Source organism: Micromonospora luteifusca (assembly GCF_016907275.1).
Classification (GTDB): domain Bacteria; phylum Actinomycetota; class Actinomycetes; order Mycobacteriales; family Micromonosporaceae; genus Micromonospora; species Micromonospora luteifusca.
Genome location: NZ_JAFBBP010000001.1, coordinates 2,812,212 through 2,823,681 on the forward strand (window position 1 = coordinate 2,812,212; position 11,470 = coordinate 2,823,681).

Annotated in this window: 12 protein-coding genes; 5 read left to right on the forward strand and 7 right to left on the reverse strand. The window is 72.5% G+C overall.

Translation table 11 applies throughout. The features are described from left to right. Positions 1 to 87 precede the first annotated feature (87 nt). From JOD64_RS12550 to JOD64_RS12565, 4 genes are all read right to left on the reverse strand, one after another. Positions 88 to 708, reverse strand: a complete 621-nt coding sequence (locus tag JOD64_RS12550; protein ID WP_204942396.1) for a hypothetical protein — start codon at positions 706 to 708, stop codon at positions 88 to 90. Between the two features lie 24 nt (positions 709 to 732). Beyond that, positions 733 to 1,782: a type III polyketide synthase gene (locus JOD64_RS12555; RefSeq protein ID WP_204942397.1), complete on the reverse strand. Its 1,050-nt coding sequence runs from the start codon at positions 1,780 to 1,782 to the stop codon at positions 733 to 735. A gap of 94 nt (positions 1,783 to 1,876) precedes the next feature. Continuing rightward, on the reverse strand, positions 1,877 to 3,043 hold the full coding sequence (locus JOD64_RS12560; protein WP_204942398.1) for an acyl-CoA dehydrogenase family protein: 1,167 nt from the start codon (positions 3,041 to 3,043) through the stop codon (positions 1,877 to 1,879). Between the two features lie 41 nt (positions 3,044 to 3,084). Further along, entirely contained in the window at positions 3,085 to 3,855 is a 771-nt protein-coding gene (locus tag JOD64_RS12565) for a methyltransferase domain-containing protein (protein ID WP_204942399.1), read from the reverse strand. 46 nt (positions 3,856 to 3,901) lie between these two features. Here JOD64_RS12565 and JOD64_RS12570 point away from each other — a divergent pair, with 46 nt between their 5' ends. From JOD64_RS12570 to disA, 4 genes are all read left to right on the forward strand, one after another. Next, positions 3,902 to 4,741, forward strand: coding sequence for a UbiA family prenyltransferase (locus tag JOD64_RS12570; RefSeq protein ID WP_239559491.1), 840 nt, complete (start codon positions 3,902 to 3,904; stop codon positions 4,739 to 4,741). 141 nt (positions 4,742 to 4,882) lie between these two features. Further along, positions 4,883 to 5,650 (forward strand): hypothetical protein, encoded by a 768-nt coding sequence (locus tag JOD64_RS12575; RefSeq protein ID WP_204942401.1) that lies wholly within the window; start codon positions 4,883 to 4,885, stop codon positions 5,648 to 5,650. Between the two features lie 85 nt (positions 5,651 to 5,735). After that, a complete protein-coding gene (gene radA / locus JOD64_RS12580; protein ID WP_204942402.1) occupies positions 5,736 to 7,193 on the forward strand; it encodes a DNA repair protein RadA in 1,458 nt (485 codons plus the stop codon). Between the two features lie 132 nt (positions 7,194 to 7,325). Further along, a complete protein-coding gene (gene disA, locus JOD64_RS12585; RefSeq protein WP_184179279.1) occupies positions 7,326 to 8,510 on the forward strand; it encodes a DNA integrity scanning diadenylate cyclase DisA in 1,185 nt (394 codons plus the stop codon). Between the two features lie 7 nt (positions 8,511 to 8,517). Here disA and JOD64_RS12590 read toward each other — a convergent pair whose 3' ends face one another. The 3 genes from JOD64_RS12590 to JOD64_RS12600 form a co-directional block, all read right to left on the reverse strand. Next, positions 8,518 to 9,243, reverse strand: a complete 726-nt coding sequence (locus JOD64_RS12590; protein ID WP_204942403.1) for a hypothetical protein — start codon at positions 9,241 to 9,243, stop codon at positions 8,518 to 8,520. Positions 9,244 to 9,349: 106 nt separating this feature from the next. After that, the gene (locus JOD64_RS12595; protein WP_204942404.1) at positions 9,350 to 9,934 is read right to left on the reverse strand and encodes a peptide deformylase; all 585 of its coding nucleotides are present in this window, start codon (positions 9,932 to 9,934) and stop codon (positions 9,350 to 9,352) included. Then, the gene (locus tag JOD64_RS12600) at positions 9,931 to 10,443 is read right to left on the reverse strand and encodes a glycine cleavage system transcriptional repressor (protein ID WP_204942405.1); all 513 of its coding nucleotides are present in this window, start codon (positions 10,441 to 10,443) and stop codon (positions 9,931 to 9,933) included. The genes JOD64_RS12595 and JOD64_RS12600 overlap by 4 nt, the downstream gene beginning before the upstream one ends. A gap of 96 nt (positions 10,444 to 10,539) precedes the next feature. Between JOD64_RS12600 and JOD64_RS12605 the strand changes: the two genes are divergently transcribed. Next, positions 10,540 to 11,457, forward strand: a complete 918-nt coding sequence (locus tag JOD64_RS12605) for an iron-sulfur binding domain-containing protein (RefSeq protein WP_204942406.1) — start codon at positions 10,540 to 10,542, stop codon at positions 11,455 to 11,457. Positions 11,458 to 11,470 lie beyond the last annotated feature (13 nt).

The following is an 11,470-nucleotide window of genomic DNA, read 5'->3' on the forward strand; positions in this document are numbered from 1 at the left end:
GGCCGGACGGTCGGCTGGCTTCGGTGGCTGGTCGGCCGCGGGCCGGTGGGGGCCCGTGGGTACGGGAACGGCCGGCAGACCCCAGACTCAGGGCATCACGAAAAGTTGCGCCTCGGCATCGATGGGGTGATCGCCCAGGGCCGTCAGGGACACCCGGATCGGCCCGCCAGCGGGCAGCACCTCGGCGGTGGCCATCGTGCCGTCGCAATCGATGTGCGACGGACCGGCGATCGCGGCCCCGGTGCTCGTCACCATCATCGCGCCGGGCCGGGTGCACCGGTATTGGAGCAGGTAGCGCGCGCCGTCGTTGGTCGACTGTCTGGTCACGTCCTGACCGGGGATCAGCTCCCCCTGCTGCCGCCAGATCGTCCCTTCGAACACGGGCAGATCACCCGGGGCGTCACCGGTGCCAAGGGTCGCGCCCACCTGCGGGTCGAACGTCCTCGTGGGGCGTCTGATCTCGAGGACCTCACCCGTCTCGGGGTCAACTCGAAAGGTCACCGAGTCGTCGGGCTCCGTCGACGGCAGGAGGCGTTCCAGTGAGCTGACGGTCGGCTCGACGCTCGGCGTGGCCGCTGGCGGACGAGCCGAACTGGCCGCCGGGGTGGGAGCGGCGGCCCGCCACCACCAGCCGCCGGCCACCAGGGCAGCCACGGTCACCCCGACCAGCACCACCGACCGCAGCCGGTCGTCCGTCGTTGGATCCATCCGGTGAGCGTACCGGCGGGATGTTCAGTCCTGTCGATCGAGCAGAGCGGCGTAGAGGGTCAGACCCGGGCCGAAGGCCAGCATGACGACACGTCGAGCCGCCGGTGTCGAGCGGCCCAGCCGGTCCAGGATCAGCAGCACCGTCGGCGACGAGCAGTTGCCATGCTCGTCGAGCGTCGCCCGGGACGCCGCCAACCCCTGCGGAGGAAGGGCCAACTCCCGCTCGACCACGTTGAGGATCCGCGGCCCGCCCGGGTGCACCGCCCAACCGTCCACCTCGGAGCTGCTGACCCCGTGCCGAGCCAACAGGTCGTCGATCAGCCCGCGGACATGCCTCGAGAGCACCTGCGGCACCTTCGGTGACAACCCCATCCGGAAGCCCGCGTCGGTGACGTCCCAGGTCATGTGGTCGGCGGTCGAGGTATCGGTGACGGCGGTGACCTCGCGTAAGGCGTACCCCCGGCCCCCCGGCACGACCACGGCGGCGACCGCGGCGTCCGAGAAGAGCGCGTGGGAGACGATCTGCTGGGTGTCCACCCGGGCGCTGGACGGCTGGATGTGCAGGCTGGTCAGCTCCGCGCAGAGCAGCAGCGCCGGTCGCCCCCGCGCGGTGACGAAATCACTCGCCGCACCGAGCCCCGGCAACGCCGCGTAGCAGCCCATGTGGCCGATGAACATCCGCTGGGTGTCCGCAGCCATACCGAGATCCCGAGCGAGCAGGATGTCCAGCCCGGGGGTGGCGTACCCGGTGCAGGAGCAGACGATGAAAAGCCCGATGTCGCCGGCGCCCAGCCCGGCGGCGGTCAACGCACGACCCACCGCCTCCTTGCCCAGCGGCAGAGCCTCCACCTGGTACCGGCGCATCCGGCGCTCGGTCGGCCAGTCCGAGACGTCCTCCAACAGGGGGTTGACCGAGGCCTGCCGCCGGGTCACCCCCGAGTTCGCGAAGATCCGCTGGGCCAACGACCGGGTGGTGCCGGAGAAGTGCCGAGCGAAGAAGCCCTCCCACAACTCGTCCTGCAATGCCGACGGCGGCTGTGCAATCCCGAGCCCTGCGATCACTGGTACGGACACGATCCCCACCTCTCGTCAGACGCTGTCCTCCCCCTGACCGACCCACCAGCCACCTCGGCCGGCGTACCTCCCGCGCGCGTCCCGCACGACCCGCTCACCAACGTGGTGCCGATGCGTCGCGATCCGGGTCGCCTCCCAGCGCGGCAATGCCGAGCCAGTCGGCGCAGACATCCGACGTGGCCGGGTGCAGGGAGCCGCAGCGGGCATCCCGGTAGAGCCGCTCCAACGGATGACCACGGCGGGTCGCCGAGGTGCCCGCCGCCTCCAGCACCGACGCCGCCACCTCGGCGGCGGTGGTGCCGGCGAGCAGCTTCGCCCGCCACACCCAGCGGTTGGTCTCCTCGTCGCCCGGTGCCTCGTCCACTCGACGGGCCGCCTCGGCGACCACCAGCTGCGCCGCCGCCGTCGCCGCGTCGGCCCGACCCAGCCGGGCACGCACCGCCGGCAGACCGGCCAGCTTGCGCGCGTTGAGATGCTCGGCCGCCGCGTCGATCGCAGCCCGGGCGACCCCGACGTAGACAGCGGCGTAACTCGCCACCAGCCAGTGCGGCATCAGCTGGGCGACCACCAACGCCAGACCCTCGACCCCGCCGAGCAGTCGACCGGCGGGCACCGTGACGTCCAGGTGCAGGTCGTGTGAGGAGGTGGCGCGCATGCCGAGCGAGTCCCAGGTCGGCTCCACGGTCAGGCCATCGCCGGCCGGCACCAGAAACTGCGAGACCACCGACTGGTCGGCCGCGCTGCGCGCCGCCACCAGGTAGCCGTCGGCGTGCCCGGCACCGGAACAGAAGGTCTTGCTGCCCTTGAGATGCCAGCCCTCTTCGGTCGCCTCGTAGACCGTGCTCAACTGGGACAACCGCGCGCCGGCACCACGCTCGCTCATCGCCACCGCGTACCAGGAACCCTGCGCGGCGGCGGTGAGCAGGCGGTCCCTGGCGGCCAACGCCTCGTCCGGTACGCCCAACGCCTCGGCCAGCTCCTCGGTGACGGCGCCCAACGCGCCGGTCACCGAGGCGTGCATGTTGAACACCAGGGCGGTCGCGCCGTTGCCCCGGGCAAGCTCAGTTGCCACTGCGGTGTATTCGGCGAAGGAGGCTTCCATGCCTCCCAACGCGCGGGGCACCATCAACCCGAAGAGGCCGGCCTCCCGCAGGTCACGGAAGTCGTCCACCGGAAAGGAACCGTCCTGGTCGTGCTCCGCCGCCCGCGCGGCGAAACGTGGCGCCAACCGGCGGGCCGCCTCAAGCGCCTGCACCGTCATATCGCCTCCTCCTCGGATTGCCGTACCCCGCCACGGCCCGACTATCCGCTTCGGACCCCCCGGCCCTGGTAGAGCACGGCGGTGGAACGCGTCGGCACGATGCGCGGCACGCGGCCAGCCGACGTCGCACCCGTACGGGCCGCGCGGGCCCGCCGCAGCAGCCAGGCGACCAGACCCCCGGCCTGCGGACGGATGCCGCGCAGCCGTAGGTCGACGCCATGCCGTGCGCATTCGGCCACCAGCGCCCGAGCGTCCACGAACAACCGTGGGTCGTGAATGCCCCGCGGCACCGTCGGCAGCCGCTCGGCGAGCCGTACCGCAACGAGCCGGGCCAACGCCGTGTCGTTCAGGGTGTCCAGCACCAGCAGGCCACCCGGGCGCAACAGCCGGCACGCCTCGGCCACCACCCGCGGCCAGGCCGGCACATGCTCCAGCAACTCACCCGCCGAGACCACGTCGGCGCAGCCGTCCGGGAGCGGAACCGCGGTGGCGTCGCCCTGGACGACGCACACGCCGTGCTCGGCTGCCTGGACCAGCGCCGAGCGGGTCAGATCCACCCCGACGTGGCGGTAGCCCTTGCCGGCCAGGTGCGGCGCGAGCAGGCCCGCACCGCAACCCAGATCGACAAGCAGGGCGTCCGGACGGGTGGCCGGCGGCACCAGCGCGGCACGGGCCTCAGCCAGCCAGTGCAGCATCGCGAACACGCCATCCGGCCGCCACCACTCACCGGCCAGATCGTCATACTGGCGCGGGTCGTTACGCGGCAGCACCCGGGGGCCGGAGGACGCCGCGGCCGCAGCCACGTCTCGCATGGAACCGAGCGTGGCACGACTGCTCGGTAACGACCAGACTTCCCTTATGTCGTCGAGGGTGTTAGGGCTGGTCAGAGCGAGCCATCCGGAACCGGCCGCAGCGGTGACCACGGTGGCCGGTCTGCTGGCCTGGGGAGTGGGCCACCGGCCGGCCGGAATCGTCTCGGTGGTGCTCGCCGTGCTGGCCAGCCAGCTCGCCGTCGGCTGGACCAACGACGCGCTGGACGCCGAGCGGGACGCCACTGTGGGGCGTACCGACAAACCGGTCGCCGCCGGCGCGGTCGGTCGGCGCACCACGGCCTGGGCCGCGACGGCAGCCGCGGTGGCATGTCCGTTGCTGGCGCTGACCACGAACCCGACGGCGGCCTTCTGGCTGACCGTCGCCCTGGTCTCCGCGCTGCTCTACGACTGGCCGCTCAAGGCCACCGCGTTCTCGGTGCTGCCGTACGCCGTCTCGTTCGGCGCGCTACCCGCCTTCGTGGTGCTGGCGCTGCCCGGTCAGCCGACTCCGCCGGTCTGGCTGCTGGCGGCCGCGGCGTGCCTGGGTGCCGGCGCGCACTTCGCCAACGTGCTGCCCGACCTGGCCGACGACGCTCGGACCGGGGTGCGCGGCCTGCCACATCGGCTGGGCGCCGCCGGGAGCCGGGCCGCGGCTGCCGGACTACTCCTCGCGGCGACCGCGGCCCTGGTCATCGGGCCGCCCGGGCCGCCGTCGGCGATCGGGTTGGCGGCGGTCGGCACGGCCGCCGTGGTGCCGCCGCTGAGCTGGTACGCCGGACGCTCGGCGGTCCGGTCCGGCCGGCGGCCGGTGGCGGCCTTCCGGGCGGTGATGCTGGTGGCCCTGATCGACGTGGTCCTGCTGGTCGCGAGCGGTCGGGTGGTGTGAACGGCACCCGGGTAGGTGGCATTGCCGGGTCCGCGTGCGGGCCTCGATCAGTCCCAACTACCCTGGAGCGCGGTCTGCGCGGGTATGGCCACCGTGCCCGGGCGTGCGGCCTGGGTGGGGATTGTGACGAGGAGGACCGACGTGACGCGCTCGATCAGGGGATCCCGGCGGGCGGCCCTGCTGCTGTCCGGGATTGCGGCGGCCAGCCTGCTGGCTTCCGGATGCGGCACCGGTCAGATCGCCGAGACCGCGTTGAAGGAGGCGTCGGTCCAGGGCGTCAGCCTCACCACCAACAACGGTTCCTTCTCCGTGCGGGGCCTGCTCGTGGACTACCCGGGCACCGAGGGCTACAAGGCCGGCCAGGACGCTGGGCTCAGCGCCGTGATCTACAACGACTCGAAGGAGACGGTGACGGTCACCGTCACCACGGAGAGCGCCCGCGAGGTGCTGATCAGTGACGGCTCGGCGAACCCGTCACCGTCCGCCTCTACGAGCCCGTCGCCCTCCGGTTCGGCCAGCCCGTCGACCTCCGCGTCCGGCTCGGCCCGCCCGTCGGCGACACCGTCCGAGACCGGGTCGTCCTCGGCCACCCCGTCCGCCCCGGAGTCGGCGCGGGCGTCGGGTTCGGCCAGCCCGGCCGCCCCTGGTCAGCCGGCCCGGGTCGAGCTGGCCCCACTGAGCTACATCCAGCTCAACTCCGAGGCCACCACGCAGCTCCGGCTGATCGGCCTGGCCGAGGCGCTGCGCTCCGGCCAGAACGTCGTCGTGACCTTCGATTTCGGTAACGGCAACACGGTCACCGGGCAGGCACCGATCGCGGTGCCGCTCACCCCGGCGGCCCCTCCGTCGCCGATCATCGAGCGCGAGGGCGGCTACGAGGGCAACGAGGGCGGCACGACCCACGAGTGACCCGACCCGCACATCGACAGACGCCCCGGCGTGGTGACCACCACGCCGGGGTGTTTTCGTCGTACGCGAGGGCTAGCGTCCTGATGTGACCACCTCCCGATCGACCCCTCCACGCGGCGGCACGGCCGGTGCCTCCCGTGGGCGGTCCGCCGCCCGCGACCCGCGTCCGGCCTACCAGTGCGACGCGTGCGGGCACCAGCCACCCAAGTGGGTGGGGCGCTGCCCCGAGTGCGGCGAGTGGGGCGCGGTGGTCGAGAGCACGGTGACCGGCCCGACCGTGGCCGGTCGGGTGGTCAGCTCCCGGCTACCGTCCGAGCCGGCCCGGCCGATCGCCACCATCAGCGCCGCCCCGGCCCGCGCCGTGCCCACCGGGGTGAGCGAGCTCGACCGGGTGCTCGGCGGCGGTCTCGTGCCCGGTGCCGTGGTGCTGCTCGCCGGCGAGCCCGGCGTCGGCAAGTCGACCCTGCTACTGGACGTGGCCCAGCAGTGGGCGGCCGGCGCCGGCAGCCCTTCGCTGGTGGTCAGTGGCGAAGAGTCGGTCAGTCAGGTGCGCCTGCGCGCCGAGCGGATGGGCACCCTGCACGACAAGCTCTACCTTGCAGCCGAGAGCGACCTCGGGTCGGTCCTCGGGCATCTCGACGCGGTCAAGCCGGGCCTGCTGGTGCTCGACTCGGTGCAGACCATCTCGACCACCGGCACCGAGGGGGTGCCCGGTGGGGTGACCCAGGTGCGCGCGGTCACCGCCGCGCTGGTCTCGGTCGCCAAGGAGCGGGGCATCGCCACCGTCCTGGTCGGGCACGTCACCAAGGACGGCCAGGTGGCCGGGCCCCGGGTGCTGGAGCACCTGGTCGACGTGGTGCTGCACTTCGAGGGCGACAAGCACTCCTCGCTGCGTCTGGTGCGCGGCGTGAAGAACCGGTTCGGCGCGGCCGACGAGGTCGGCTGTTTCGAGATGCACGAGGGCGGCATCAGCAGCCTGGCCGACCCGTCCGGGCTGTTCCTGACCCGCTACGCGGAGCCGGTTCCGGGCACCTGCGTGACAGTGGCGATGGAGGGGCGACGGGCCCTGGTCACCGAGGTGCAGGCCCTGATCGGCGCGACGGTGGCCGGCTCTCCCCGGCGCACCGTCTCCGGCCTCGACTCGGCGCGTCTGGCGATGGTGCTCGCGGTGCTGCAACGGCGCACCGAGCGGCTGACCCTGCACGACCGGGAGGTGTTCGCCGCCACGGTGGGCGGCATCCGGGTGGTGGAGCCTGCCGCCGACCTGGCGGTCGCATTGGCGGTCGCCTCCGGCGGGCTCAACCTGGCCATCGCGCCACACCTGGTCGCAATTGGCGAGGTGGGGCTGACGGGCGAGGTGCGCCGGGTCGGGGCGGTGCCGCGTCGGCTGGCCGAGGCTGCGCGGCTGGGGTTCAAGGTGGCCCTCGTGCCGCCCGGTTGCGGCCCGGCCAGCACCGGTGCCGGCCCCGAGCAGATGCGCGTGACCGAGGTCACGGATGTCCGTTCGGCGCTGCATCATGCGGCCCGGGCGTCCGCCGAGTGACTCACCGTGCCGACGAGGACGGCGAAACCGGACAGCACGTCGCAAGCGGGAAACGGGTTGGAAGGGCCGCATCGTGACACATCACAGTAACCACGACAGCACCCACCGCACGGCAGTCCGTAGACTGTGCCCGTGCCGATCGACCGCGATACCACCAAGCCAGCCGGCGCGCCGCCCCAGGCCCGCACCGGCGCCGTGGGCTCGCCCGCCCGCCCGATCAGCGTGAGCGTGACCGCGGGAGCCACCGGGAGCGCCGGGGATCCGCTGCGCGCCAACCTCGCCCTGATGGCCCCCGGCACCGCCCTGCGCGACGGTCTGGAACGCATCCTGCGTGGCCGCACCGGCGCGCTCATCGTGCTGGGCTACGACAAGGTCGTCGAGGGCCTGTGCACCGGCGGCTTCCCGCTGGATGTGGAGTTCTCCGCGACGCGGGTCCGGGAGCTGTGCAAGATGGACGGCGCCGTCGTGCTCTCCAGCGACGGCACCAGGATCGTCCGGGCGGCCGTGCACCTGATGCCCGACCCGTCCATCCCGACCGAAGAGTCCGGCACCCGGCACCGCACCGCCGAGCGGGTGGCCCGGCAGACCGGCTACCCGGTCATCTCGGTCAGCCAGTCCATGCGCATCATCAGCCTCTACGTCAACGGCCAGCGGCACGTGCTCGACGACTCCGCGGCGATCCTCTCCCGGGCCAACCAGGCGCTCGCCACCCTGGAGCGCTACAAGCTCCGGCTGGACGAGGTCTCCGGCACGCTCTCCGCACTGGAGATCGAGGATCTCGTCACCGTGCGGGACGCGGTGGCCGTGGTGCAGCGACTGGAGATGGTTCGCCGGATCGCCGACGAGATCGCCGGGTACGTGGTGGAGCTGGGCACCGACGGTCGCCTGCTCGCCCTGCAGCTCGACGAGCTGATGGCCGGCGTGGACGCCGACCGGACACTGGTCATCCGGGACTACCTCCCGGTCGGCCGCAAGTCGCGCACCCTGGACGAGGCCCTGGTCGAGCTGGATCTGCTCGGCGCCACCGAGCTGATCGACCTGGTGTCGGTGGCCAAGGCGATCGGCTACCCGGCCGCGTCCGACGCGCTGGACGCCGCCGTCAGCCCTCGCGGCTTCCGCCTGCTGGCCAAGGTGCCACGGCTGCCGGTGGCGGTGGTCGACCGCCTGGTGGTGCACTTCGGCAGCCTCCAGCGGCTGCTGGGCGCGACCGTGGAGGACCTGCAGGCTGTCGAGGGGGTCGGTGACGCCCGGGCTCGCGGCGTCCGTGAGGGGCTGTCCCGGCTCGCCGAGGCATCGATCCTCGAACGCTACGTCTGACCCCGGCTCAGCCAGTGATGGTGAGCTTCACCGGGGCGCTGAGCTTCGTGCCGACCCGGGCGAACACCTCGTACGCCCCGAGCGGCGGGAACGGCCCGGCGGCCAGCCCGCTGCCGTCGCACCGACTGGTGTCCCGCCCGTTCCAGGTCACCTCGTAGTAACGCTCGAAGGTCGGCGTGAAGGACTGCACGTCCGAGCCCTGGACCTTGCCGCAGGTGTCCGATGACCAGACCTTCTCGGCACCGGACTTGATGAAGATCTCCTGCAGATCGGCACCGACGTTCCGGCTGCACGTCCGGTCGGACGTGTTCTTGATCTTGAGTTGCAGGTCGACCATCGCCCCGCGCTGAACCGAGGTGGGACTCGCCACCGAGACCACGCGAATCTCCGCGTCGGTGCAGGTGCCGTCGTCCACCGAACCGGCCGCCGCGCCCAGCTGAGGCTCGTTGCTGGTGATCGCGGGGCTCGGGTTGGACGTCCCACCCGCATCGGCGGACGTCGGCGGAGCACCGGTCTGCGGTGTCAGCACCGGCCCGCCCGAGCCTGACCCGGGAGACTCGGCGGACGTCGGCGCCGAGTTCGGAGTCGCCCCCGCCTTCGGGTCTCCGTCGGAACGACCCGAGCCGGTGCAGGAGTAGAGCAGGACAATCAGGAAGAGAAGCCCCGCTCCAAGTACGACGACGCGACGCCGCCAGTACACGGCGGGTGGCAGGGGGCCGACCGTCAGACGCATGATGCCCCCCACCGTAGCCGCGCTGTGCCCGCCAGCGCGGCGCGACGCGCCGGAGCGGCTCCGAGCCGTACCCTCCACTGTCCACTCAGGATGGACACGTAACCGATCAGAGGTAGACCTTGCGCTGATAGACGGCGTGCGCACCGGCCACCCGATCCAGGAAGAGCAGCCCCGCGCAGTGGTCGATCTCGTGCTGCAAGGCCCGCGCCTCGAACCCGTCGGTCACCAACCGGACCGGCTCGCCGGTGCCCGGCAGATCACCCTCCACCACCAGCCGGCTGGCCCGCTTCACATCCCCGGTCAGGTCCGGCACCGACATGCACCCCTCCCGGCCCGCCTTCCAGCGGGTCGCCTCGACCACCCGGGCATTACACAACACGAAGGTGCCATGCACCGTGACCGCCTTCGGGTGCCCGGTCACATCGACCGCGAAGACCCGAGCGCCCACCCCGAGCTGCGGCGCGGCCAGCCCAACGCAGCCCGGCGAGACCCGCATCGTCGCGACCAGGTCGGCCGCGAGCTGGACCGTCTCCTTCGCCGTGGGATCGACCTCGTCAGCGGCCCGGCTCAGCACCAGATGGGGGGCGGACACCACCGCCCGCACCTCACCCGACACGACCAGCGACTCCGGTGTCCAATCGCCCAGACCGGCGTACGCCTCGGCGTCCGGCCCGCTCCCCGGGCCCGTCACAACAGATCCGGGTCCGCCGGCCGGAGCGTGACCTCGACGCCCAGCTCGGCAGCCGTCCGGTGCAGCCGGTCGACAAGCGTGTCAGCCACACCCGCCGGCAACTCCACCTCGGCCAACACGACATAGAGCGAACCAGCCAACCGGGTGCTCAGGTCAGTGACATTCCCACCCCCGTCGACCAGCACCCGGGTCATCGCAGCGACGATGCCCATTCGGTCCGAACCGTGCACCGCCATCACGTACGGCTCACCCGCGGGAGGCACCTCACCGTCGGGGGTGACCGCGCGTACCGTCGCCAGCAGTTGACCCTCGGCGGCCAGCGGCGCCAGCGCGGCCTCAACCTCGGCGGCGGCCGGGCCGGTGCAGATCAGGGTCATCGCGAAATGCCCCCGCAGCCGCGTCATCGTGCTGTCGGTGAGGTTCGCGCCCAGTTGGGCCAGCACCTCGGCGACATCGGCCACGATGCCCGGCCGGTCCCGACCGATGACGGTGATCGCGAGCTCGTTCATCCGCGCATTCTCTCCGATCCGTCGGCCGCCGCCGTGACACCCCGCCCGAGCCGCCCACCCAGCGGGACCAGACCGCGTGACATCATCGACGGCGCCATGACTCAACCCGATTTCGCCACCCTGGTCAGCCGGTGGTTCCAACAACACGCCCGTGACCTCCCGTGGCGTGAACCCGGGACCACCCCCTGGGCCATCCTGGTCAGCGAGGTCATGCTCCAGCAGACACCCGTGGTCCGAGTGGTGCCGGCATGGCAGGCATGGCTGGCCCGCTGGCCCGAGCCGGCCGCGTTGGCGGCGGACACCCCAGCCGAGGCGATCCGGATGTGGGGACGTCTCGGCTACCCCCGTCGAGCCGTCCGACTGCGGGAGTGCGCGGTCACGATCGTGGACCGGCACGGCGGCCAGGTGCCGGACCGGCTGGAGCAACTGCTGGCACTGCCCGGAGTCGGCACCTACACGGCCCGGGCGGTGGCGGCATTCGCGTACGGGCAGCGGCACCCGGTCGTCGACACCAACGTACGTCGGGTGGTTTCCCGCGCCGTGGCCGGCGAGCCCGACGCCGGGCCGGTCACCCGACCAGCCGACCTGGTCGCCACCGAGGAACTGCTCCCGGCGGCACCGGCCGCAGCGGCACTGGCCAGCGCCGCGTTCATGGAACTGGGTGCGGTGATCTGCACGGCCCGGTCACCACGCTGTGCGGCCTGCCCGGTCGAGTCGGTCTGCGCGTGGCGTGCCTCGGGCCAGGAAGCCCCGGCCGGACCGACCCGTCGACCCCAGCGGTACGCAGGCACCGACCGACAGGTACGCGGCCTGCTGCTCGGGGTGCTCCGAGAAACCGCCGGGCCAGTCCCACACCAACGGCTGGACCAGGTCTGGACCGATGACGCGCAGCGTGCCCGAGCCCTGGCCGGCCTGGTGCAGGACGGGCTGGTCGAACCGGCCGGCACCGGTTCCTTCCGCCTCGTCGGCGACGGCCCGCCCCAACCCACCACCAACCTCACCAGCTCGCCATGATCGACACCAGGTC